This is a genomic window from Streptomyces djakartensis (genome assembly GCF_014651075.1).
In the GTDB taxonomy this organism is placed as follows: Bacteria; Actinomycetota; Actinomycetes; order Streptomycetales; family Streptomycetaceae; genus Streptomyces; species Streptomyces djakartensis.
In genome coordinates this window covers 18,172-41,095 of the sequence record NZ_BMWE01000024.1, presented here as the reverse complement: position 1 = coordinate 41,095, position 22,924 = coordinate 18,172, and the positions used below count along the sequence as shown (strand labels likewise).

General features: G+C 69.5%; 20 protein-coding genes. 9 read left to right on the top strand and 11 right to left on the bottom strand.

Features of this window, described 5'->3' with window-relative positions:
• Window positions 1-34: 34 nt before the first annotated feature.
• Genes IE212_RS30105 through IE212_RS30095 form a run of 3 tightly spaced genes read right to left on the bottom strand, consistent with a single transcriptional unit; the run spans window position 35 to window position 3,586 of the window.
• Window positions 35-784: a hypothetical protein gene (locus IE212_RS30105; protein ID WP_190201127.1), complete on the bottom strand. Its 750-nt coding sequence runs from the start codon at window positions 782-784 to the stop codon at window positions 35-37.
• A complete protein-coding gene (locus IE212_RS30100; RefSeq protein ID WP_190201126.1) occupies window positions 771-2,348 on the bottom strand; it encodes a vWA domain-containing protein in 1,578 nt (525 codons plus the stop codon). The genes IE212_RS30105 and IE212_RS30100 overlap by 14 nt, the downstream gene beginning before the upstream one ends.
• The gene (locus tag IE212_RS30095) at window positions 2,345-3,586 is read right to left on the bottom strand and encodes a hypothetical protein (protein ID WP_229864640.1); all 1,242 of its coding nucleotides are present in this window, start codon (window positions 3,584-3,586) and stop codon (window positions 2,345-2,347) included. Before IE212_RS30095 ends, IE212_RS30100 begins: the two co-directional genes overlap by 4 nt.
• A 153-nt stretch (window positions 3,587-3,739) precedes the next feature.
• Between IE212_RS30095 and IE212_RS30090 the strand changes: the two genes are divergently transcribed.
• A complete protein-coding gene (locus tag IE212_RS30090; RefSeq protein ID WP_190201125.1) occupies window positions 3,740-4,033 on the top strand; it encodes a hypothetical protein in 294 nt (97 codons plus the stop codon).
• 79 nt (window positions 4,034-4,112) lie between these two features.
• Here the strand turns inward: IE212_RS30090 and IE212_RS30085 are convergent, their stop codons facing one another.
• Genes IE212_RS30085 through IE212_RS30075 form a run of 3 tightly spaced genes read right to left on the bottom strand, consistent with a single transcriptional unit; the run spans window position 4,113 to window position 7,389 of the window.
• Entirely contained in the window at window positions 4,113-5,183 is a 1,071-nt protein-coding gene (locus tag IE212_RS30085; protein WP_190201124.1) for a prenyltransferase/squalene oxidase repeat-containing protein, read from the bottom strand.
• Complete coding sequence (locus IE212_RS30080) at window positions 5,180-5,929, bottom strand: class I SAM-dependent methyltransferase (RefSeq protein ID WP_190201123.1); 750 nt, start codon at window positions 5,927-5,929, stop codon at window positions 5,180-5,182. The genes IE212_RS30085 and IE212_RS30080 overlap by 4 nt, the downstream gene beginning before the upstream one ends.
• A complete protein-coding gene (locus IE212_RS30075; protein ID WP_190201122.1) occupies window positions 5,923-7,389 on the bottom strand; it encodes a glycosyltransferase family 4 protein in 1,467 nt (488 codons plus the stop codon). Before IE212_RS30075 ends, IE212_RS30080 begins: the two co-directional genes overlap by 7 nt.
• 227 nt (window positions 7,390-7,616) lie before the next feature.
• Between IE212_RS30075 and IE212_RS30070 the strand changes: the two genes are divergently transcribed.
• Entirely contained in the window at window positions 7,617-8,264 is a 648-nt protein-coding gene (locus IE212_RS30070; protein WP_229864639.1) for a TetR family transcriptional regulator, read from the top strand.
• Window positions 8,265-8,668: 404 nt separating this feature from the next.
• A complete protein-coding gene (locus tag IE212_RS30065) occupies window positions 8,669-8,989 on the top strand; it encodes a GYD domain-containing protein (RefSeq protein ID WP_190201121.1) in 321 nt (106 codons plus the stop codon).
• Window positions 8,990-9,049: 60 nt separating this feature from the next.
• Here the strand turns inward: IE212_RS30065 and IE212_RS30060 are convergent, their stop codons facing one another.
• Both IE212_RS30060 and IE212_RS30055 read right to left on the bottom strand, forming a co-directional pair.
• Complete coding sequence (locus IE212_RS30060; RefSeq protein ID WP_190201120.1) at window positions 9,050-9,283, bottom strand: ferredoxin; 234 nt, start codon at window positions 9,281-9,283, stop codon at window positions 9,050-9,052.
• A 2-nt stretch (window positions 9,284-9,285) separates the two neighbouring features.
• Window positions 9,286-10,737 (bottom strand): aldehyde dehydrogenase, encoded by a 1,452-nt coding sequence (locus tag IE212_RS30055; RefSeq protein ID WP_190201119.1) that lies wholly within the window; start codon window positions 10,735-10,737, stop codon window positions 9,286-9,288.
• A 158-nt stretch (window positions 10,738-10,895) separates the two neighbouring features.
• On the opposite strand from IE212_RS30055, the gene IE212_RS30050 reads away from it, so the two are divergent.
• Window positions 10,896-11,960: a Strvi_7410 family MBL fold metallo-hydrolase gene (locus IE212_RS30050; protein WP_190201118.1), complete on the top strand. Its 1,065-nt coding sequence runs from the start codon at window positions 10,896-10,898 to the stop codon at window positions 11,958-11,960.
• A 190-nt stretch (window positions 11,961-12,150) separates the two neighbouring features.
• A complete protein-coding gene (locus tag IE212_RS30045) occupies window positions 12,151-13,056 on the top strand; it encodes a Sco1979 family transcriptional regulator (protein ID WP_190201117.1) in 906 nt (301 codons plus the stop codon).
• A gap of 1,411 nt (window positions 13,057-14,467) precedes the next feature.
• Here IE212_RS30045 and IE212_RS30040 read toward each other — a convergent pair.
• Window positions 14,468-17,866: an RHS repeat-associated core domain-containing protein gene (locus IE212_RS30040; RefSeq protein WP_373301453.1), complete on the bottom strand. Its 3,399-nt coding sequence runs from the start codon at window positions 17,864-17,866 to the stop codon at window positions 14,468-14,470.
• Window positions 17,867-18,408: 542 nt separating this feature from the next.
• Here IE212_RS30040 and IE212_RS30035 point away from each other — a divergent pair.
• Window positions 18,409-18,669 carry a hypothetical protein gene (locus tag IE212_RS30035; protein WP_190201116.1) on the top strand — a complete coding sequence of 87 codons (261 nt, stop codon included), beginning with the start codon at window positions 18,409-18,411 and terminating at the stop codon, window positions 18,667-18,669.
• Here IE212_RS30035 and IE212_RS30030 read toward each other — a convergent pair.
• On the bottom strand, window positions 18,603-19,079 hold the full coding sequence (locus tag IE212_RS30030) for an ATP-binding protein (RefSeq protein ID WP_308430258.1): 477 nt from the start codon (window positions 19,077-19,079) through the stop codon (window positions 18,603-18,605). The genes IE212_RS30035 and IE212_RS30030 overlap by 67 nt on opposite strands.
• Before the next feature lie 91 nt (window positions 19,080-19,170).
• On the opposite strand from IE212_RS30030, the gene IE212_RS30025 reads away from it, so the two are divergent.
• Together IE212_RS30025 and IE212_RS30020 are read left to right on the top strand one after the other, a co-directional pair.
• A complete protein-coding gene (locus IE212_RS30025) occupies window positions 19,171-20,019 on the top strand; it encodes a helix-turn-helix domain-containing protein (RefSeq protein WP_190201114.1) in 849 nt (282 codons plus the stop codon).
• The gene (locus tag IE212_RS30020; RefSeq protein WP_190201113.1) at window positions 19,979-20,257 is read left to right on the top strand and encodes a DUF397 domain-containing protein; all 279 of its coding nucleotides are present in this window, start codon (window positions 19,979-19,981) and stop codon (window positions 20,255-20,257) included. The genes IE212_RS30025 and IE212_RS30020 overlap by 41 nt, the downstream gene beginning before the upstream one ends.
• Here the strand turns inward: IE212_RS30020 and IE212_RS30015 are convergent.
• The gene (locus IE212_RS30015) at window positions 20,241-21,410 is read right to left on the bottom strand and encodes a steroid 3-ketoacyl-CoA thiolase (RefSeq protein ID WP_190201112.1); all 1,170 of its coding nucleotides are present in this window, start codon (window positions 21,408-21,410) and stop codon (window positions 20,241-20,243) included. The two genes, IE212_RS30020 and IE212_RS30015, sit on opposite strands and share 17 nt — an antisense overlap.
• A gap of 217 nt (window positions 21,411-21,627) precedes the next feature.
• On the opposite strand from IE212_RS30015, the gene IE212_RS30010 reads away from it, so the two are divergent.
• Window positions 21,628-22,863, top strand: coding sequence for a cytochrome P450 (locus IE212_RS30010; RefSeq protein ID WP_190201111.1), 1,236 nt, complete (start codon window positions 21,628-21,630; stop codon window positions 22,861-22,863).
• Window positions 22,864-22,924: the final 61 nt, after the last annotated feature.

Below are 22,924 nucleotides of genomic sequence, written 5' to 3'. Positions count from 1 at the left end.
GGGGGCGATCGGAGCGGCGGTCAGCAAGCGGCGGTCACCAGAAGATCGCGATCGCCTCCAGCGTCACCTCGCGGGTGTCCTCACGCCAGCCGGTCATCTTGCCGAGGCAGCGGGCCGTGAACGTGCCGGCCGGGATCGAGCGGCGCGCGTCGCCGGGGGCCACGACGCGCATGTACACCGGCGGCCGCTCGGCGCCGTACTCGGCCCGCAGGACGAATCCCTCCGCCACCTCCGGCGCGCGGGTGAACACGCCTTTGACCGAGACGAATTCGCCGATGCGGCTCAGGGTCACCGCACGGCCGTCCGCCAGGTTGTCGGCGAGGTTCCGGTTCGGGACGACCGTCAGGGTGGTCAGGTCGGCGTGGACGATGGCGTCGGCCCGGTCGAAGGCCTCCATGACCACGCCGATCACGTTGATCGGTTTGTCCTTGCGCACGAACTTGCGGAACGTCTCCTGACTGACGTCCCGCTTCAGCCGGAACCGGAACAGAAACGTCAGCACCCGGCTCCAGAAGCCGACACTCGTGTCGACCTTCGTCCGCAGCTCGACGGCCTCCTCCAGCGCGGACCGGTAGTTGCCCAGCTCCCACAGGTCCATCACCGCCTGCTCGTCCAGGTACAGGCAGATGCTGTACGCCGACTGCCAGCGCCGCAGGTGCCTGCGCCGCTCCCGGGCATGGCGCACCAGGACCACCACGAGCGCCACCGCGCCGGCGGCCGTCACCAGCCAGACCGTCATCCACGGCCACCAAAGACTCCACCAGGTCGCGTCAGTGACAGCCACGGATCTCCTTGAAGGCCTCGGAAAGGGACGAGCCGCCGGCGTCCACCATCCGTCCGCCCGTCCTCGCCGCCGCGCGCCGCAGCGCACCGGCGTCGGCCTCGCCGAAGTGCACGGGGTAGGTGTGGACGCCGTCCCGTACGGCGGCGGGCAGCGCCTGGTGGCGGCGTACGAACTCCACGTAGGACAGGCCCGCGTTGTTCTCACCGTCCGTCATCAGGACCAGCGAGAGGGAGCGGTCGGGGTCGGCGGCCAGTTCGCGGGCGGCGGCGCGGTAGCCGTGGTCGAGGGCGGACCACACGGCGGTGGCGTCGCCGTAGCCGCCCCGGGCGACGGCGCCGGCGAGGGTGGTGAGGTCGTCCGGCCCGGCGACGGTGACGGTCCTCTCCCCCAGCACTCGGCCGGCGAACCGGACCACGGTCAGCCGCTCGCCCCGGTAAAAGCGGGTGAACTTGCCGGAGGGGGAGGGGTCAGCGCCGCTGAGACCGGCGAACGCCTCGCGCAGGGCGGCCATCCGGGCGCCGCGCATCGAGCCGGAGAAGTCGAGCAGGAAGACCACCTGGCTCGTGGTGCGGCGGTCGGGGTCACCGTAGTCGGCGAGCAGGGTTTCCACGACGGCGGGCCGGTCGGGGTAGAAGAGGGCGTTGCCGACCGGTTCGCGCAGCCGCGGGTCCCGGGTGACCGTCGTGTTCACCGGACGGCGCAGGGTGTGCCGCATGAGCTGCCGCTGCACCGAGTCGCGCCGCAGCCACTGGGTGACCTTGTCGTACGCGGTGCGGTGGGCCGGGTTCAGCAGGAGCAGCGGGAAGTCCGCCAGGACCATGCCGTCGTCGGGGCGGACGACCTCCAGGGGGTCGTCGAGGCGGCCGGTGGCGTTGAGGGCGAGCAGGTCGGACTCGTACGTGATGAGGGCGTTGGCCTCGTCCTGGTGGTGGGCGTAGGAGTCGAGAAGGGCGGGGCCGGTGTCGGCGGTGAGGGTCTGGCCGGAGCGGAAGCCGCGCAGCCGGTCGCAGGAGACGTCCTCGGGGCGCAGCGCCGCCCCGGTGCCCGCCGCGGCGGTGGCGACGCCCACGAGGGCGGCGAGCCCGCTGCCGGCGTGGCGGGGGTCGGCCATGCCGAAGCGGACGGTGCCGGTGGCGGCGGCGTCCGCGATGTCGGCCCAGGTGAGCCGGGAGCCGGGGACGTGGGCGCGGAGCTGCCGGGCCGTGTCCGGCTTCAGGCCGATGACGACGGGGGACGTCATGGTGGGCGTGCGCTGCAGGCCCCGGGTGGCGTCCTTGTCGGTGAGACGCAGATAGCGGTCGGAGGACAGCCACGCCAGGTCGTACCGATCGCGGTCCGGGGCCTTCGTCTCGGCGTCCGGCCGGTGGTCCAGGCGCAGGTCGACGCCCGTCTCGTCCTTCAACTCGCCCAGCAGCGGGGCCAGTGCGGCGAGGTCGGGACCGGCGAGCACGCGCAGCCGGACCGTGTCGTCACCGTCGTCGCCCGAGCAGGCGGTGAGGAAGCCGGTGACGAGCGCCAGGCAGAGCGCCACACAGAGCGCCGGCAGGCCCGTGCCGCGCCTCACCGGCCGCCCGTCCGGTCCGGGCAGTCGCCGACGATCTCGATCATCTTCTCCAGCAGGGGCAGGCTGGGTAAGACCGCCCGGGTGTCGCCGGAGGAGGTGGTGGGCGCCGGGATCCGCCGTTCGGTGAGGAACCGGGTCAGTTCGTCGCCGGTGGCGCCGCCGCCGGCGTTGCGGGCCCGGAAGCCCAGCTCCACGGCACGGTGCTGGAGTTCGGGGTCCTCGCTGACCAGTTCCCCGAGCCGGGCGCCGTCTCCGGTCAGGGCGACGAGCTGGGGTTCGGTGACGAAGCGGGTGGATGGATAGAGCAGGACGCGCTCGTCGTCGGTCGCGCCCTTCTCGGCCCGGTACGCGATCTGGTGGGCGAGGAACTGGTGCTCGTAGATCACCGAGACGGGGGCGATGCCCGGCCCGTCGGGAGACAGATACGTCTCGGCCCGTTCGGAGGACGGCAGGCCCTGTTCGACGAGGAGCGGCTTGATCTTCCGGGCGAGCCGCACCGCCTCGGCCTCGTTGTCCGGCGCGTCGTTCCCGTGCTCGACGAAGGCCACGAGCCCGAGGTAGGTGCCGGCCGAGTTGGCTTCGCAGATGTCCGAGGTCTGGGCGAGGATCTTGTTGCCGTTGCGGACGCGGTCGTCGCGGTCGATCTCGTCCCAGCGGTAGCCGTTCTCCGGGTCACGCTGGACGCCCTTCCTCTTGCCGCGGGCCAGATCGAGGAACTTCCGCATGTCGAGGGTGTAGTACATGGGCCGGCCGCCCGGGCCCGGCAGGCGCTCGGCGACGCCTTCCGCCGTGAGCACCTCGGCGTAGTTCCGGTAGGTGGCCAGCACGATGGGGCTGACGAACGGGCGGTACAGCAGCACCGGGCGGTTCGCCCGGGCGCGCTCCCGGCTGATCAGGTCGGCGGCCGGCTGGCCGGAGGGGAAGACGACGTCGTATCCCTCGTAGTCCTGCTTCGCGATCTCACGCGAGCCCATGTTGGTGATGTGCACGCGGAAGCCGTGCTTCATGAGCAGCCGCTCGACCACCGGGTCCTGGAAGAAGTCCCTCTTCGAGGCCATCTTGGCCTCTATGGTGACCACCTGGCGCAGTGGTAACAGCAGGTTCCCGGAAGCCACCAGCAGGGCGAGCCCGATGACCGGGACGGGAAGCGCCGACGCGAGCGCTCTGCGCAGACGTCGGCGCGGGGGTCTGGTGACGGTCAGCCGCGGCTCTTCGGCGGCGGGTCTGTTCGCGGGCACCTGCGTTCTCCCCCCGTGACACCTGTGTTCTCCCCGTGTGGCCCGGACTGGATCGTCGGTGATGCCGGTTTACCCCGAACGCCCCTCGCGGGAACGTCGATTGAATGCAAACCGACCGGGTTTCATCCAGACTTCAAGGGCAATCCGGAAGGTATGTCCCCTCGATATCGCAACGGTGCGAATCAAGCCGGCACGATCGTCGCGGTCGTGGCCGACATCATGGCGTTCATCCTGGGTCTGTGGATCCTGATGTACCTGCTGGACGCGAACCCCGGCAACTCGTTCGTCCAGTTCATCCACGACGCGGCCCGCTGGCTCGCCGGCTGGTCCCACGACCTGTTCACGTTCGACGAGGCGTGGGCCCGGGTGGTCTGCGGCTACGGCCTGGCGGCGGTGGTGTACCTGCTCGTCGGACACGCCATCGCCAACCGGGTCCAGCGTCACTGACCCTCTAGGGGGCGCGGGGAACTGCGCGACAAGCCACGCACGACCCGCGCCCGCTCACTCAGCGAGACCACCCGAGCCCTCAGGCGCAGCACTCCGCGTCCAGCCCCGTCGGCAGACTCTCCCCGCCGAAGACCTGGCACGTGGCCTCGTGCCCGCCCAGCGCCGCCACGGCCAGCAACAACGACCCCGCGGTCCACGTGGTCAACTCCTGCGGCCAGACGGCGCCGTCGTCGAAGACGTAGCCCGTCCAGTACAGCCCGCTCTCCGGATCCCGCAGGTGCTGGATCGACTGCAGGATCTCGAGCGCCCGGTCGGACTCACCCATCGCCCAGAGGGCCAGCGCCAGTTCCGCGGACTCGCCCCCCGTCACCCAGGGGTTGGGAACCACACAGCGCACCCCCAGCCCGGGGACGACGAACCGGTCCCAGCCCTCCTCGATCCGCGCCTTGGCCTGCGCACCCGTCAACGCCCCGCCGAGCACCGGGTAGTACCAGTCCATCGAGTAGCGGTTCTTGTCGAGGAACCGCTCCGGGTGGTGCCGTATCGCGTGCCGCAGCGCGCCCGCCGCCAGCTCCCAGTCCGGCTGCGGCTCCTCCCGCTGCTCGGCGATCGCCAGCGCGCACCGCAGCGCGTGGTGGATAGAGGACGACCCCGTCAGCAGGGCGTCCGCCGTGTCCGTGCCGTCGTCGTCGCGCCGCCAGCCGATCTGCCCGCCCGGCTGCTGCAGACGCAGCACGAACTCCACCGCCGCGTGCACGGCCGGCCACATCCGCTCCAGGAACGTGTCGTCCCCGGTGGAGAGGTAGTGGTGCCAGACGCCGACGGCTATGTAGGCGACGAAGTTGGTCTCCCGGCCGCGGTCCGTGACGTCGTCGAACCGCCCGTCCGTGTACGCCGCGTACCAGGAGCCGTCCTCGTTCTGGTGCCGGGCGAGCCACAGGTAGGCCCGTTCGGCGGCCTCGTGCTCGCCGGCCGTGTCGAGGGCCATCGCCGCCTCGACGTGGTCCCACGGGTCGAGGTGGTGGCCCCGGAACCACGGGATCGCGCCGTCCTCGCGCTGCACGGCGAGGATGCCTGCGACGGTCGCGGCGGCCTGCCCGGCGGTCAGGACTCCGGGCAGGACCAGATGTTCCGTCCGGGGAGTCGTCACTTGGCGTCCGCCCCGTTGTCGGCCAGACGGGGCAGGTGCGGCTTGGTCGCGTACGCCACGAAGCTCTTGCCGATCAGCGGGTTCAGCGCCTGCTCGGCGACCCGGGTGGCCAGGGGCTTCTTCATTATGTCCCAGACGAGCAGCTTGTGGTACGCCCGCACCGGCAGCGCCTTGTCGTTGTCGACGCCGAACGCGCACTTCAGCCACCAGTACGGGGAGTGCAGGGCGTGGGCGTGGTGGGTGCCGTACGGTTCGAGGCCGGCCTCGCGGATCTTCGTGAGCAGCTCGTCCGCCCTGTAGATGCGGATGTGGCCGCCCTCGACCTCGTGGTAGGCGTCGGACAGGGCCCAGCAGACCTTCTCGGGGCCGTAGCGCGGGACGGTGACGGCGATGCGACCGCCGGGCTTCAGCACGCGCACCATCTCCGCGAGGACGCCCTTGTCGTCGGGGATGTGCTCCATCACCTCGGAGATGATGACGACGTCGAAGGACTCGTCGGGGAAGGGCAGGGCGAGGGCGTCGCCCTCCATGGCCGTTGCGGTGGCGCCCTCGGGTGCCTCGCCGGCCTCCCGCATCGCCGCGAACCACTTGTCGACCTCGCGGATCTCCTCGGCGTTCTGGTCCAGCGCCACGACCTGCGCGCCGCGCCGGTAGCACTCGAAGGCGTGCCGTCCGGCACCGCAGCCGAGGTCCAGGACACGGTCGCCCGGGGCGAGCGGGAACCGGGAGAAGTCGACGGTCAGCACGTGGCCCTGCTTTCGGAGTTGACGCCTTGTACATCTGTGGGGGCCGCGGCGGCTGCGCCTGCCGCGGGGGCCGTGGGAGTCGTGGGGGCCATGGGCACAGCGCCTGCCGACGGGGCCGGGCGGCCCGCGGGCCGGGGCACGGAGCGGCCCCCTGCCCTGCCGGCCTTGTCGATCGCCTCCCGGTACCGGGCCACCGTCCCCTCCGCGGCCCTGGCCCACGTGAAGTGACGCAGTACCCGCTCCCGGCCGGCCGCTCCGAGTCGCGCGCGCAGCTCCGCGTCGCCCAGCAGCGTGACCAGCCCGGACGCCAGTGCCCCCGGGTCCCCCGGCGGCACCGCCAGGCAGGTCTCGCCGTCCTGCCCGGCGACCTCGGGGATCGCTCCCCCGGTCGTGGCCAGCAGCGGTGTCCCGGTCGCCATGGCCTCCGCGGCCGGGAGCGAGAATCCCTCGTACAGCGACGGCACGCAGGCGACCTGGGCCGAGCGCACCAGGTCGACGAGTTCCGCGTCGGATATGCCCTTGACGAACTCGACGGCGCCGTCGAGGCCGTACCGTTCCATCGCCTGGGCGACCGGTCCCTCGGCCGGGCGCTTGCCGACCACGACGAGGTGGGCCCCCGGGTGTTCGGTGCGCACCTTCGCGAGGGCCTCGACGAGATGGACCAGGCCCTTCAGCGGGACGTCGGCGCTGGACGTCGTCACGATCCGGCCCGGCACGACCGGCACCGAGGGGTCCGGGGAGAACAGATCCGTGTCGGCGCCGATGTGGACGACGTGGATGCGGTCCTGCCGCACTCCCAGGTGGTCGACGATCTCCTGCCGGGACGTGCCGGAGACCGTCAGCACGGACGGCAGCCGGCGCGCGACGCGCTTCTGCATGCGGGTGAAGGCGTACCAGCGGCGCACCGACAGCCGCCGCTTGCGCCCCTGCGCCGCGTCCAGCTCCAACTGCCGGTCGACGGTGATGGGGTGGTGGATCGTGGTCACGAGCGGCGCGCCGACGTCGCCCAGCAGGCCGTAGCCCAGCGTCTGGTTGTCGTGCACGACGTCGAACTCGCCCCGCCGGGCGCGCAGGTGGCGGCGGGCGCGCAGCGAGAACGTCAGGGGTTCGGGGAAACCGCCGGTCCACATCGTCGCGACCTCGAGCGCGTCGATCCAGTCGCGGTACTCGTCGCGCTTCGGGGTGCGGAAAGGGTCCGGCTGGCGGTAGAGGTCGAGGCTGGGCAGCTCGGTGAGGCTCACCCGGCCGTCCCCCTCGTCGAGCACGGGATAGGGCTGTGCGCCGATGACCTCGACCCGGTGCCCGAGACGGGCCAGTTCGCGCGAAAGATGCCGGACGTAGACGCCCTGGCCGCCGCAGAACGGGTTCCCTTTGTAGGTGAGGAGCGCGATGTTGAGCGGTCGCAAGCCGTCGGCAGCGGGGTCCTCCGGAGCCCCGGCCTCCCTGGCCTCAGCGGTCACTCCAGGCCCCCTTCTCCCTGCTCTGTCCCGCGAGATTACGCCGGGACGCTAATCTAGAACAAGTTTCAGACTTGATCGTTCGGAGGCTCCGAATCTACCGGCAGGTAGGGGCGCTGTGAGCAGTGGATCAGGTGATTCACGCCACGGCCGGTACCGTGCCATGCTGTGTGATCACCCGCCCTCACGGACGGTCACGGAACGGGACCGCACATGCCCGCAGAAGCCAGGTGAGCACCAAGGTGAACAAGGTGGCCAAGGTGGAAGCCAGAGCCGCAGCCCCCGCCTCCCCGCCCCTCACGGAGCGGCAGGAGGCCCGTCGCCGCCGCATCCTGCACGCGAGCGCGCAGCTGGCCAGCCGCGGCGGTTTCGACGCCGTACAGATGCGCGAGGTCGCGGAGTCGTCGCAGGTGGCGCTCGGCACCCTGTACCGCTACTTCCCCTCCAAGATCCATCTGCTGGTCGCCACCATGCAGGACCAGCTGGAGCACATGCACGGCACGCTGCGGAAGAAGCCCCCGCGGGGCGAGGCGGCGGCCGAGCGGGTCGCCGAGACGCTGATGCGGGCTTTCCGCGCCCTGCAGCGCGAACCACATCTGGCCGACGCGATGGTCCGCGCCCTCACCTTCGCCGACCGCAGCGTGAGCCCGGAGGTGGACCAGGTGTCGCGGCAGACGACGGCGATCATCCTGGACGCGATGGGGCTGGAACACCCCACCCCGGAGCAGCTGTCGGCGGTCCGGGTCATCGAGCACACCTGGCACTCGGCGCTGATCACCTGGCTCTCGGGCCGCGCCTCCATCGCCCAGGTCAAGATCGACATCGAGACGGTCTGCCGCCTGATCGACCTGACGGCAGAGCCCCCCGCGGACTCCTGAAGCCCCCCCGAGACGCCGGCGACCTACGAGACGGGTTCCCTTCGCCGGCATGGTCCGGATCAGGTGATGGGGGTCGCCTTCCGGTCGCCTGGCCTTTCGGCCCTGCGTCCTTCCGGCCTCTCAGCCCTACCGTCGCAGTCGGCACCGGCGGAAACCGAGGCTTCCTGCCAACGTCGGCTACTCCGGTCGGACTCCCTCACTCGCCTCGTAGGCCTGTATCCAGGTTAGGACTTCCCTCCGCTGAGAGAAGACCTGAGCCGAATTTTTTACCTTTTTGTCCGCATTCATCCATATAGCCCTGTCTGCCCCCTCGGTCGCCGCGACGGCAGCCCGGAACGGAAGGAACATGAGGGAGTCAGAGCGACTGTTCGGGCGGATGCGAGCGGATGTGAAAGGTGGCCCCGATGCCGACATACCTCTTCAAGGTGAAGCTGACCCCTGACGGACTCAAGGGCCTGCTCCGTGAGGGCGCGAGCGCGCGGCGTGAAGTCGTCGCCCGCATGGTCGAGGGTCTCGGCGGCCGGGTCGAGTCGATGTACTGGGCGTTCGGTGACGACGACGTCTACGTCACGGCGGAGCTGCCGGGCAACACCTCCGCCGCGGCCATGGGCATGGTCGTCTCGGCGGCCGGCGGGGTCCGCACGAGCACGGTCGTCCTGCTGTCGGCCGACGAGGTCGACGAGGCCGTGCGGCAGCAGGTGGACTACCGGGCCCCCGGCGCCTGACAGACCCCGGTCCCGAGACGGCCGCTCCCGGCGACGCCGCGGAGAGCCATCAGAAGCCCCCTAGTCCTCCGGAGGGAACACCGCCTCCCCGCTGTCCCCCAGCGTGATCACGATCGCCTCCACCGGGCAGCTCTCCGCCGCCTCCAGGATCCGCTCGTTCGCGTCCGTGTCCGGCTCGACCGGCCGGGACTGGCGGGCGGCGTCCAGGCGGAAGCCGTGCGGCGCGTGGTGGAGGCACTGGGCGGAGCCGATGCACAGGGAGCGGTCCACCTCGACGTGCCAGCGGTCGCCCATCGCTAGGCGTCCGCCGGGAGGTGGATCATCTTGTGCTCCAGGTACTCGCCGTACCCCTCGGGCCCGAACTCCCGCCCGAGGCCGGAGTTCTTGTAGCCGCCGAAGGGGCCCAGCATGTCCAGGCTGAAGGTGTTGACGGAGTACGTGCCGGTGCGGACCCGCCGGGCGATCTCGACGCCGTGCCCGGTGTCCGCCGTCCACACGCTGCCGCTCAGCCCGTAGTCGGAGTCGTTGGCGATCTTCACGGCGTCGGACTCGTCGTCGTAGGGCAGCAGGCAGATGACGGGGCCGAAGATCTCCTCGCGGGCGATCCGCATGGAGTTGTCGACGTCGCCGAACAGGGTCGGTTCGACGTACCAGCCGCGGTCCAGGCCGGCCGGGCGTCCGCCGCCGGTGAGGATCTTCGCGCCCTCCTCCTGCCCGATGCGGATGTAGTCGAGGTTGCGCTGCTGCTGCCGCCTCGCCACCAGCGGGCCCACCTGGGTGGCGGGGTCGAGCGGGTCGCCGACGGTCAGGGCGCCGGCCGCCGCGGTGAGCGCGTCGGCGAACTCGTCGTAGCGGGAGCGCGGCAGCAGGATGCGGGTCTGGGCGACGCAGGCCTGCCCGTTGTTCATCCAGGCCGCCGGGGCGATGCCCGCCACGGCGGTCTCGACGTCCGCGTCGGGCAGCACGACGGCCGCCGACTTGCCGCCCAGTTCCAGCGTCACCCGGGTGAGGTTGCGGGCCGCGACCTCCATCACGCGCCTGCCGGCCGCGACCGACCCGGTGAAGGACACCTTGTCGACGCCCGGGTGCCCGACCAGGTACTCGCTGACCTCCCGGTCGGCGGGCAGGATGGACAGCACACCTTCCGGCAGTCCGGCCTCGCGGGCGATCTCGCCGAGCAGGTACGCGTCGAGCGGCGCCTCGGGAGACGGCTTGAGCACGGCCGTGCAGCCGGTGAGCAGCGCGGGAGCGAGCTTGGCGGCGGCGGTGAACTGCGGGACGTTCCAGGGGATCACGGCGGCCACGACTCCGACCGGTTCCCGCCGCACCAGGATCCTGCCCAGCGCGCCGTCGCGCCGCTCCTCGTGGGTGAAGTTCCGCGCGACGGTGATCGCCGAGTCCCACACCATGACCGCGCCGAGGGCCTGGGCGAGGACGCTCCAGGAGTAGGGCGAGCCGTTCTGGCCGGAGATCACGCGGGCGATCTCGTCGTGCCGGGCGGCGATGGCGTCCTTGATCCGGCTCACGACCTCGATCCGCTCGCCGAGGCTCATCCGCGGCCAGGGCCCCTCGTCGAAGGCCCGCCGCGCCACCGCCACGGCCCGGTCCACGTCCGCCCTCGAGGCGTGCGGGACGCGTCCGACGACCTCTTCCGTGTGCGGCGAGATCACCTCGATGACGTCCTCGCCCAGGGGGTCGGTCAACTCCCCGCCGATGAACAGCTGTCCGTGTTCCACGAGCTCGGTCATGGCCGACTGCCTCCCCGGGAGCGCGCCTCTGACGATCCATCAGATACGCCCACTGATACCAGCCCCGCCCCGAGGAGTCCACGGACGGCACAGCACGGGCGGGCCCCCAATGAAACCGGTTCTAGTTATAGTGGCGGGAGTCGGCGACAGGGGACCTCATGGCACAGGTGACCGACCACCGCGGAGGTGTCCGCTCTCTCAGCGTCCCCATCCCGGACAACCCCCTCGGCCACACCCTGGTGTACGTCGTCGACACCGACCGCGGCCCGGTACTGATCGACACCGGCTGGGACGACCCGGAGTCCTGGGACACGCTCACGGATGGCCTCACGGCCTGCGGCACCTCGGTCACCGAGATCCACGGCGTGGTCATCACCCACCACCACCCCGACCATCACGGCCTGTCGGGCCGGGTCCGGGAGGCGTCGGGCGCGTGGATCGCGATGCACGCGGCGGACACCGCGGTCGTACGACGGACCCGGGAGGCCCCCGCTGAGCGCTGGTTCGCGTACATGGCGGCCAAGCTCGCCGCCGCCGGAGCTCCCGAGGAGCACATCGCGCCCCTGCGCGCGGCCCCGCCCCGCGCCCTGCCCGGCCTCTCCCCCGCCCTGCCCGACCGCGACATCGTCCCCGGCGAGCTCCTCGCCCTCCCCGGCCGCCGCCTGCGCGCGATCTGGACCCCCGGGCACACGCCGGGCCACGTCTGCCTCCACCTGGAGGAGACCCACCCCGCGCGACTCCCCGGTCACGGCAGGCTGTTCTCCGGCGACCACCTGCTGCCCGGGATCACCCCGCACATCGGCCTGTACGAGGACCCGGACGACAATAGGGGTGCCCTCTGCTCGAGCGAAACCGAGAGCTCGGGGGAGGTGACCGACCCACTGGGCGACTACCTCGACTCCCTCGAACGCGTGGGCCGTCTCGCCCCCGCCGAGGTGCTCCCGGCCCACCAGCACCCGTTCCCCGACGCGGCCGCCCGGGTACGCGAGTTGCTCACCCACCACGAGTCCCGCCTCACCGGCCTTCTGGCCCTCCTCGCCGAGCCGCTGACGCCCTGGCAGCTCGCCGAACGCATGGAGTGGAACCGCCCCTGGGACCGGATCCCCTACGGGTCCAGGAACATCGCCGTCTCGGAGGCCGAGTCCCATCTGCGCCGCCTGGTGAAGCTGGGGCGGGCGGAGGCGGTGACGGGGAGCGATCCGGTGACGTACGTGGCGGTTTGACCAGGGCGCACGGTACCCGCCCCCTCGGCCCCGTCCCCCGAACCGCGGCCCGACGCGGCTTCGGCGGCCCACCCACATGCGAACCCGCCTTCCGCATAAGCGGGATGGCGTCAGGGCAGGGCCCCTAGGATGAATATGCCGCGACGCCCGCAGGCGTCCGGAGCTGCGTACCACCGCAAGGAGACAGCCCATGGGCACCGAAGAGGCCGCTCGCACGAGACTCGGCGGCGGAGTCCTGGACGGGAGGTCGGCCGGGCCGATGGTGCCGCGGCTGGCGCTGGGGGCGCGGTTGCGCAGGCTGCGGGAGGAGCGGGGCATCGGGCGTGCGGAGGCCGGGCACGTCATCCGTTCCTCCGCGTCGAAGATCAGCCGGATGGAGGGCGGGCGGCACGGGTTCAAACTGCGGGACGTCGCCGATCTGCTGACCCTGTACGGCGTCACGGACGAGGCCGAACGCGCCACCCTGATGGCGCTGGCCGAGCAGGCCAACACCCACGCCTGGTGGCAGTACTACAGCGACGTGGTGCCCGTCTGGATGCAGGCCTACCTCGGTGCGGAACAGGCGGCGAGCGTCATCCGCTGCTTCCGGGTGCAGCGCGTTCCCGGACTGCTGCAGACCGCCGACTACGCGCGAGCCGCCATCCGGCTCGCCCATCCGGACGCCGGGGCGGATGAGATCGACCGCCGGGTCGCGCTGCGGATGACCCGGCAGCGGGTCCTGCGCCGGAGACCGGCGACGCGGCTGTGGGCCGTGATCGACGAGGCGGCGCTGCGTCGCCCGGTGGGCGGCCCCGAGGTGATGCGCGCCCAGCTCAGACATCTCATCGACATCTGCCGGCTCCCCCAGGTCACCGTCCAGATCCTGCCGTTCCACTCCGGCGGCCACGCGGCGGAGGGCGGCCCGGTCACCATCCTGCGCCTGCCCGGCGGCGAACTGCCCGACGTGGTCTACCTCGAACAGCTCACCACCGCCCTCTACCCCGACCGGCCCGCCGACATCGAGCGTTACTGGGACGCCATGAACCGGCTGGTGGTCGAGGCCGAGTCACCGGACGAGACCCCGACCTTCCTGCACCGCGTCCTCCAGGAGACCTGAGCGGGCCGCCGTGCCGGGTTCTGTCTGAGGTTCGCATCACGAATATGGTGCGATGCTGCTCCGACCTGGCAAGGGCCAGCCCTGGAGCCTGCCTACGCGCCGCCCGGCTGGTATCGACCAGCCGGGCGGCGCATCACACTCGCTCTGCCCGTCGACGGGGCTACCTCTTGCGGGCCTTGCTCACCAGGAACGCCACCCCGACGATGACGAGCAGAGCCTCACCCGCGGCGGCCGACGCGCTTGCGAATATCGGCGACCTGGCCCTGGAGAAACGCACTGGCCACGGCCTTCCATCGCCTGGCCGCGTTGCCCCGTCCCGCCGACTGACCGGCAAACCCCTGACCGCCCACGACCTGAAGGACCCTGGAGAACCCGACCACCGCGCCGGGTCTCCGCCATGCCCGAACACCGAAATCGCGTCGGTCACCCGACAGTTTCCCCCCAACGACGCCTCATCACCGCAACCGAAATGCCGAGGCTAACTGTTCCCCTTGGTATGGCGGAGCAATAGCAAACCGCAACCCGCGGCGACCAGTGGGGCCACGTGAATGACTGCGGGCCTCGCTCCCATGGCAAGCATAACGATGACCGACACAGCCATGACGGTCGCACACCCAACGAGGAAGTAGGCCAGGATTCGCAGAATTTGCTTAGATTCGTTTCTCATTCCCATATCTCACTTCCGACGCCAACGGGCGACAGCAACTATCACGAACACAACGACCATTGAGTCAAGGAATGGCCGCCGGCCCCGAAAGGCGAGGCGGTCGATGGGGTCTTCTTCGCGTAGCCGAGCGGTCCGCTTGCGATCAGGGTGGCGCCTGCCGACGGGAGCCATCCTTACCACTTCCTGCACTTGCCTTCTTGCCCTGGCTCGTGCGCTCACAACTGTCCCGCCCAAGAAGAAGACAGTCATTGTGGAAACAGCCGGTCCGCCAGCGAACCAGCCCGTGATCAGTACTGCCGCCGCGTAGCAGCCAAGGCGAGCCCAGCGAGGCACCCAGCACCAGTACCGTCGTGCTGCCCGGCCAAGGGCGGCCTGGCGCCGACTCACTCTCCGGTTGCAAGGGGGGCGGCGCAGGCGTGTCCAGCAGCCCAATCAGGATAGATTCAGCGCCTCCTGCCGGAAATAAGGAGAGCCCCAAAATAGAATGGCGCGTGGCGATGACAGGGAGATTCCTGGACTCATGGGCCTTTATCGCCGTGTTTCTCGTCGCCGAGCGCACCTCACCTCTGCCGTTTCCGATAATAGACAATGATTCCGAATACGCACGCGACGGCAGCGACGAAGATGAGAGGCCCCCATCCTTCGGGAATCCACCATCCTTTACCCTCTGAGGCGATCTGAATCACGGTTTCTCCTTGAAGTGGGCGGGGCGGCGTATGGTGACGCCGCCCCGTCTGGAACTATTTAGGACCAGGCTTTCACAGTCTGTTCCTCTGCGAAGGAACCGGCATACTCGCCAGCCACCATGCAGGGAACAGCAGCAGCCGCTGCTCCGGTACCTCCCGTAAGGGCCCCGGCGACACCGATGCAGGTTCCCTCGACCGCTTTACCGAAGGCCAGACCGAAGGTGATACCGGCGGCCCTGCCGTAGTCACCGTCAACAGCCGCATTCCATGCTTTGCCCACGGTTGCGGCATCGTTGCCCAAAGAGATGGCGTCCAGAACCGGCCCGAACGATAGTGTTCCGTTGGGGTCGATGCGGTTGACGGGGTCGCCTTCGGCGTAGAGGTAGGGGTTCTTCTCCTGGCCGGAGGGGTCGGGCTGGGTGAAGCGGCCGATGTTGGCGTCGTAGTAGCGGGCCTGGAAGTGGTAGAGGCCGGTGGGGTCCTGGTAGCCGCCCGCGAAGCGGTAGGGCTGGACGACCGGTTCGGACGACTGGGCCTGGATGCGTACACCCCGTGGGCTGTAGGCGTAGGTGTTGACCTTGTTGCCGTCCGCGTCCGCCAGGGCGACCACGCTGCCGATGGCGTCCGTGAGGTAGTAGTACGTCTTGCCCCCGGTCGTCATGGAGTTCAAGGTGCCCCCGGGTTCGCGGTTGAAGCCCATGTCGGCACCGGCAGTCGTCTTGGCCGACAGGCCGAGGGGGCCGTTGTGGAAGACGGTGTCGCCGAGGCGGATACGCTCGCTCTGGTCGGTGGAGCCGTACTGACCGGCGTATGCCTTTCCGGCGACGGTGATCGACGACATCTGGGAGTGGTCGGTCCACTTCTCGCCGGTGCGGGCGTAGTCGTCGGTGGAGGCGCCGGCGGTCTCGTTGCCGATGGCGTCGTAGGACCAGGGGCCGCTGGTGGTGGACTTGGAGGTGAGCTGCTGGGCGTCGTTGTAGGTGTAGGTGGTGCCGCGGGGGCAGCCCTGCTCGGTGCCTTGCGAGGTGAGGTTGCCGGCCAGGTCGTAGCAGTACTGCCAGGAGTCCGTGATCGCCCCGGCCTTCTCCTCCTTGGCGTAGGAGAAGCGGCCCGCCCCGTCGTAGGTGTAGGTCCGCTTGGTGTCGCGAACATGGTCCGTGGACGTGCGGATCTTTGAGCCGTCCGTGCCCGCGTTGGTGCCGTAGCCGTAGGTGTAGGCCAGGTCGATCAGGGTGCCTTGCGGGGAGGTGGCCCTGATGGTCTTGGGGCGGCTGGAGTTGTCGACGTCGACCTTGTGCACGGTGCCGCCGGGGTAGGTGGTGGTGGTGCGGACGTCGTTGTTGTTGTACTTGTACGTCGTCACGCGGCCCTGTGGGTCCTTCAGCTCGCTGAGCTTGTTGACCTCGTTCCAGGTGTAGTCGGTCGTGCCGGCCGGGTCCTGGTAGTAGTCGACGTTGCCGGCCGGGGTGTAGGCGAGCAGGGTTTGGGAGCCGTCCTGGAGGTGGCGGATCGTCTCGCGCTGGAGCGGGTCGAACTCGTACTTGGTGGTGCCGGTGCCGTCCGAGCGCTGGACGAGGTTGCCGTCGCCGTCGTACCAGTACTCGACCTTGACCGTGTTCGGTGAGGTGACGGTGCGGATGCGGTCGAGGTTGTCGTAGGTGTAGTTGACCGTGATGCCGCGGGCGTCGGTGACGGTCTTGGTGCGGCCCAGGTCGTCGTAGGTGAAGGTGGTCTTGTCCAGCGGCGCCGGGGGCTTGACCCACTCCAGATTGCCCTTGGCGTCGTAGTGGAAGTCGGTGACGACGGTCTTGGTGGACGTCATCTTCGTCTTCGCCTCGCAGCGCTGGCCTTCGAAGCCGCCGCAGGTGGGGGTGGCGGGGTTGTAGTCGTAGGAGACGTTGCCGCCGCCGGTGCCGGTCTGTGCGACAGAGGTGGTGTTGCCGGCGGTGTCGTAGGTGAAGCTGGTCTTTTCGCCGTCGGCGTTGGTGGAGTCCTTCGGTACGTCGCCGCCGGCGATGGTCTGCCAGGTGTTGACCGTCCTGCCGCCGGTCGGGAGGGTGACGGTCTCCAGGTTGTTGCGGGTGTTGAACCCGTAGTCGGTGACGTTGCCCGGGGTCGTGCCCGAGCCCATCGCGTCCGTGGTGGTGTCGATGTTGTTGTTGGCGTCGAACTTCGTGGACCGCTTGCGGCCCAGCGCGTCGGTGACCTCGGTGACCCGGCCGTCGCCGTCGTGGGCGTACTTGGTGGCGTGCAGCTCCGGGTCCTTGGCCGTGGTCGTGCCGGCGGCCGTCGGGGAGGCGGCGGTGTAGCTGTAGGTCCAGGTCGGGCCGGTGTGGCCGTCGCTGTGGAAGCCGGTGCCGCGCAGCATGGAGGTGACGCGGTTGGTGTCGTCGTAGCTGAAGACCGTCACCCGGCCCTCGGCGGTGGTGATCTTGTCGATGCGGCCGGAGGAGTCGTAGCGGAAGGAGACCGTCTTGCCCTCGGTGTCGGTGGTGGAGGTCAGGTTGCCGTCCGCATCGAGGTTGTGGACGGCGGTGCGGCCGGTGTTGTCCTTGGCCTGCCACTGCGACGGATGGGTCTTCACCAGGTCGATGAAGCGGCCCGAGCGGGTCTCGGTGAGCTTGAATCCGCCGCTGGAGTTCTGAGTGACGGTGAGGGTGCCCTTGTTGCGGTCGGTGACCTTGGTCAGGGTGCCGTTGGCGTTGTAGGTCTCCTTCGCACCCGACTTCCACTTGGTCAGGGTGTAGGTGCCGTCCGTGTTCTTCTTCAGGTCCTGCGAGTAGCCCTTCGGGGTGGTGAAGGTGCCGTCGCTGTTCTTGGTGAAGCGGACGGTCGCGCCGGAGGCGTCGTAGAAGACCGCCTCGGTGGAGGAGAGGGACAGGTAGCGCTCGTACTGCTGCCACCAGCGTTGCGAGACCCGCCCCCAGGGGGCGTCGAGGGAGTTGTAGGTCCGCGCGAGCTGGAGGCGCTGGCCGACGCCGGCGATGTCGAAGTCCGTCGCCGTCAGCATCAGGTTGCCGGTCGAATAGTCGATCTTCGCGGTCAGCGCGTCGGTGATCGCGAACCTGGTGTAACGGTGCCAGGGAACATCGCCCTGGCCCTCGGGGATGACGCTCAGCGCCGAGGTATCAGCTGTGGCGCCGCGATCTGACGTTCTCTTGCCACCGCCCGCCTTGTCCGAGGTGCCCTTGACACGCTGGCGCTGTTCGCGCTGCCAGGGCAGGAACGCCTCGTCCGTCGGGTTCGTGGACTGCTCGGACGGCACCGGCCGGTTCGCACCGACCTTCACCGCCGGCATCTCGAAGTCCGGGCTGTCCTTGCCCCATACCGACACCGGCTTGTCGTCGGCCGCCGCCACGCTCGCACCGGGCAGGACCGAGACGGCTAACGCGGCCGATGTGATCGCCGCCAGCGTGACACCGGTGGCTGATCTCTTGCGGGCACGCCGAAGAGGCATGCCGAAGGCACGCTCGTGCATGGTTTCCCCCACTGGAAGACAGACCCCGGCGACCCCAGTGGTCACCGGGCGCCCACAACCTGCCACAGGACTCGCACAAACGTCCGGGCCGTGCCCGGCAACTCACCTCTCATACGGGCGGGAATCAGCCCCTCCCGTTCATGTGCCAAACGGTGCGAACCCGGCATGCCACAAGCCAGGGCACTCCTGGTCGACCGCCTTTCCAGGCGACATCTCGCGGAAGGGGAGCTTCCTCTGCTCATTCCGCCACTGCTCTTCACGGCCACACTGACCGAAATGCTCCGACGCAGGCGCAATGGGTGCATCCCATGGCATTGAGTGGTCGCTTTTCGGTCAGGTTCAGACCTGTCAAGATCGGGAAAGAGAGCGCTTACCAGTGCCTGAGCCCAGAAACGTGAGGAACAGCTTGTCTGAGAGTCTGCGAGTGCTTCACGGGTTGCTATGGGCAACGCTTAACTCCATGCACACTTACCGCGTCCTGCACGTTTCGCCCGCTGTCCACGCTTGTGGAGGACCACGCGATGAGTGAATCCGGCAGAGCCCTGCTCGTACAGCGCGTCGGCCGGCTCCTGTGCTGGAGCCTCGCCGCCGGCATGCTCACCGCCGCCGCCGACCTGGTCCTCGACCCGCGGGCGGCCTGGTGGCGCTCGCTCTGGCTCCTGCCCTGGTACCTCACCGGCCTGTCCGTCCTGGCCTGGGCGGTCCTGCGTGCCCGTCAGAAGGCCGCACAGCGGCCCGACGAGGAGGACGTCTCTCCCGAACGGTGGGAGCAGGCCGCCTGAGCGACAGGGTGGCCTCCTGCTTGCGCGCATTCGAACCACACGGTCTTTCCGCCCTCTGACCACGGGGACACGCCCCACTTGTCGACCATCGCGTCGAGCAGGAGGAGCCCGCGGCCGTTCTCGGATTCGGCGTCCAGTGAGGCCGGTGTGCACGGGAGTTGGTCGCTGCCGTCCGACACCTCCACCCGCACCCCGGTCGGCTGTCGCAGCAACAGCAGCGCGCAACGCCGGTCCGGGACGTGCCGTACGACGTTCGCGAGCAGTTCGGTCACGCCCAGCTCCACGACGTCGGACAGCTCGGGCATGCCCCACTCGCGCAGGAACGAGCGGGCGATACGGCGGATGTGTCGGGGGGCGTGCGAGCCGACGGTGAGGCGCATCGAGTACTGGGCGGGAATGTAGTCGTTCACGGGACGAGCCTGACGTGGCATCACTACTCTCGGCTACAGAACGAATACAACCTGTCCCGTGGTGGACGGAGTTGCGTGAGAGGGGCTCCGCGTGACCAACATCAACGCCCTTGACCCGGGCGCCTCCCCGCTCGACTACTACGGCTTCGAGCTACGGAGGCACAGGGAGTCGGCGGGACTGACGCTGAAGCAGCTCGGGGGAATCCTCAACTACACCGGCTCATTGGTCGGGCAGATCGAGACGGCCCGGAAGGTGCCGACGCCGGAGTTCAGTGAACGGGCGGATGCGGCACTCGGCACGGACGGGATGTTCGCCCGGCTGGTCGATCTCGTGTTGCGGAGTCGGCTTCCGGCCTGGTTCCAGCAGGTTGCGGAACTTCAAGCGCGAGCAGCCGAGATCTACGCTTTCGAGCCACAGATGATCCACGATCTGCTCCAGACCAAGGCCTACGCTCGCGCCGTGCTCGGCCTGATCGACCAGGACGACCTCGAAGATCGCACGGAAGTACGCTTGGCACGTCAGCGCATCTTCGAAAAGAACGAACCACCTGTCTTCTGGGCGATCCTCAGTGAAGCCGCTCTGTACCAGGAGATCGGCGGCCCCGAGGTCATGCGGGAGCAACTGGCCCACCTGTTGTCGTTCGAGGGAAATCCCCGGATCAATCTCCAGATCCTGCCGTTCTCGGCTGGAGCGCACGCGGGGTTGACGGGCTCATTCGACCTCTACCGCTTCGCGAGTGATCCGGCCATTGTCTACACGGAGGGCTACGGCAGCGCGCATCCCACCGCCAATCCGGACACCGTCAAGGACTGCTCGCTCCGTTACGATCACCTCCAAGCCGCCGCGCTCTCCCTCAGGGACTCGGCGGAGCTGATCCGGCGCGTAATGGAGGAACGTTATGGAGAGCAACGCGCTTCCGACGGGGGTCCAGTGGCGTAAGTCCAGCTACAGCAGTGACCAGGGCGGCAACTGCGTGGAGTGCGCGCCGATCGGGGCCCTGGCCTGGCGCAAGTCCACGTACAGCGGTGACCAGGGCGGCGAATGCATAGAGGTCGCCGAAGCCTCTGCCGCCATCGCCATACGCGACTCCAAGAACCCGGCGGGACCGATCCTCACCCTCGAACCCGCCACGTTCACCACCTTCATCAACTGGACGACGGCTAAAGCCGCTGAATGATCGTGCCGGTGGCCAAACCGCCCCCCGCACACATGGTGATCAGCGCGAACTCCTTGTCCGCGCGCTCCAGTTCATGCAGTGCCGTCGTGATGAGCCGGGCCCCGGTCGCTCCCACCGGGTGCCCGAGCGCGATCGCGCCGCCGTTGACGTTCACCTTCTCCAGGTCCTGCTCGAAGACCCGCGCCCAGCTCAGCACCACCGACGCGAACGCCTCGTTGATCTCCACGAGGTCGATGTCCTTCAGGGACATCCCGGCCTTGCCCAGCACGGCGTTCGTCGCGTCGATCGGGCCGTCGAGGTGGAAGTGCGGGTCGGAACCCACCAGCGCCTGAGCCACGATCCGGGCCCGCGGCTTCAGCTTCAGCGCCCGGGTCATCCGCTTCGACGCCCACAGGATCGCGGCGGCCCCGTCGGAGATCTGTGAGGAGTTGCCGGCCGTGTGAACCGCAGTCGGCATGATCGGCTTCAGCGCGGCCAGCGCCTCCGCCGTCGTGTCGCGCAGGCCCTCATCCCTGTCGACCAGGCGCCACATGCCCTGCCCGGCGTGCTGCTCCTCCTCGGTCGTCGGCACCTGGACCGCGAACGTCTCCCGTTTGAAGCGCTCCTCCGCCCAGGCGTGGGCGGCCCGTTCCTGCGAGGCGAGCCCGAGGGCGTCCACGTCCTCGCGCGTCAGGCCCCGGTGCCGGGCGATGCGCTCGGCCGCCTCGAACTGGTTCGGCAGATCCACGTTCCACTCGTCGGGGAACGGCTTGCCCGGCCCGTGCTTGGAGCCCGACCCCAGCGGTACGCGCGACATCGACTCCACGCCGCATGAGATGCCGACGTCGATCACACCGGTGGCGATCATGTTGGCCAGCAGGTGGGAGGCCTGCTGCGAGGAGCCGCACTGCGCGTCGACGGTCGTCGCGGCCGTCTCGTACGGGAGCCCCATCGTGAGCCAGGCCGTGCGTGCGGGGTTCATGGACTGCTCACCGGCGTGTGTGACCGTGCCGCCGACGATCTGTTCGACGCAGTCGGCCGGGATGCCGGTGCGGCCCAGCAGCTCGCGGTACGTCTCGCCCAGGAGGTAGGCGGGGTGGAGGTTGGCGAGCGCGCCGCCGCGCTTGCCGATGGGGGTGCGTACGGCTTCGACGATCACGGGTTCGGCAGCCATGGGTGCGGGTCCTCTCCGGGAGGCGACGCGGAACTAGTACGCGTTCTAGTTCTGTCAGCAGTGTGCTGAGGGCGATCCGTCGACCGCAAGGGTCGTGCGGGCAATTGGGGACCCCATGCCCCTTGCTACTTGTAGAACCCGTTATTACCGTCGCGGCAACTCCGCACAGCTGATGGGCCGTCAGACTCAGAGTCGGTACGAGTGGTGGGAGCCGCCCATGCCCTGTCCCGCGCTGCCCGACGGGTTCGACTTCACCGACCCGGATCTCCTGCACCACCGCGTGCCCCTGCCGGAGTTCGCCGAGCTGCGCCGGGTGGAGCCGGTCTGCTGGGTGCCGCAGCCGGCGGGTCTCGCCGGTTTCCAGGACGAGGGGTACTGGGCGGTCACCCGGCATTCCGACGTCAAGTACGTCTCCACGCACCCGGAGCTGTTCTCGTCGTACCTGAACACCGCGATCATCCGCTTCAACGAGCACATCGAGCGCGATTCCATCGACGCTCAGCGGTTCATCCTGCTCAACATGGACCCGCCGGAGCACACGAGGGTGCGCCAGATCGTGCAGCGCGGGTTCACGCCGCGGGCGATCCGGGCGCTGGAGCAGCGGCTGCGGGCGCGGGCCCACGCCATCGTCGAGAGCGCCCGGGCGCACACCGGCCCGTTCGACTTCGTCACCCAGGTCGCGTGCGAACTGCCGCTCCAGGCGATCGCCGAGCTGATCGGCGTCCCGCAGGAGGACCGGGACAAGATCTTCGACTGGTCCAACAAGATGATCGCGTACGACGATCCCGAGTACGCCATCACCGAGGAGGTCGGCGCCGAGTCGGCCACCGAGATCATCGCCTACGCCATGAACATGGCGGCCGACCGCAAGCGGTGCCCGGCGCACGACATCGTCACGCAGCTGGTGGCGGCGGAGGGTGACGGCAACCTCAGCTCCGACGAGTTCGGCTTCTTCGTGCTGATGCTGGCCGTCGCGGGCAACGAGACCACCCGCAACGCCATCACCCACGGCATGCACGCCTTCCTCACCCACCCGGAGCAGTGGGAGCTGTACAAGAGGCAGCGCCCGGCGACGGCGGCGGAGGAGATCGTGCGCTGGGCCACCCCGGTCGCCGCCTTCCAGCGCACCGCCACCCAGGACACCGAGCTCGGCGGCAAACGGATCCGCGAGGGCGACCGGGTGGGGTTGTTCTACGCCTCCGCCAACCACGACCCCGACGTCTTCGACGAGCCGGACGCCTTCGACATCACCCGTGACCCCAACCCGCATCTGGGTTTCGGCGGGGGCGGCCCGCACTACTGTCTGGGCAAGTCCCTCGCCGTGCTGGAGATCGACCTGATCTTCAACGCCATCGCCGACGCCATGCCGGGGCTGACCCTGGTCGAGGACCCACGGCGGCTGCGCTCGGCGTGGATCAACGGCGTGAAGGAACTCCGGGTGCGGATGGGCTGACGCGCTCGGCCGCGCGACATGGTTCAGGCGACGGCCCCGGGGATCGAGGGGCCGTCGCCTG

Bases quoted from the DNA above. Each gene is read 5' to 3' on its own strand.
- IE212_RS30090 (WP_190201125.1), top strand. From the start codon at position 3,740: ATGTCCCCTCGATATCGCAACGGTGCGAATCAAGCCGGCACGATCGTC.
- IE212_RS30065 (WP_190201121.1), top strand. From the start codon at position 8,669: ATGCCGACATACCTCTTCAAGGTGAAGCTGACCCCTGACGGACTCAAG.
- IE212_RS30060 (WP_190201120.1), bottom strand. From the start codon at position 9,283: ATGGGCGACCGCTGGCACGTCGAGGTGGACCGCTCCCTGTGCATCGGC.
- IE212_RS30055 (WP_190201119.1), bottom strand. From the start codon at position 10,737: ATGACCGAGCTCGTGGAACACGGACAGCTGTTCATCGGCGGGGAGTTG.
- IE212_RS30050 (WP_190201118.1), top strand. From the start codon at position 10,896: ATGGCACAGGTGACCGACCACCGCGGAGGTGTCCGCTCTCTCAGCGTC.
- IE212_RS30045 (WP_190201117.1), top strand. From the start codon at position 12,151: ATGGGCACCGAAGAGGCCGCTCGCACGAGACTCGGCGGCGGAGTCCTG.
- IE212_RS30040 (WP_373301453.1), bottom strand. From the start codon at position 17,866: ATGCCTCTTCGGCGTGCCCGCAAGAGATCAGCCACCGGTGTCACGCTG.
- IE212_RS30035 (WP_190201116.1), top strand. From the start codon at position 18,409: ATGAGTGAATCCGGCAGAGCCCTGCTCGTACAGCGCGTCGGCCGGCTC.
- IE212_RS30020 (WP_190201113.1), top strand. From the start codon at position 19,979: ATGGAGAGCAACGCGCTTCCGACGGGGGTCCAGTGGCGTAAGTCCAGC.
- IE212_RS30015 (WP_190201112.1), bottom strand. From the start codon at position 21,410: ATGGCTGCCGAACCCGTGATCGTCGAAGCCGTACGCACCCCCATCGGC.
- IE212_RS30010 (WP_190201111.1), top strand. From the start codon at position 21,628: ATGCCCTGTCCCGCGCTGCCCGACGGGTTCGACTTCACCGACCCGGAT.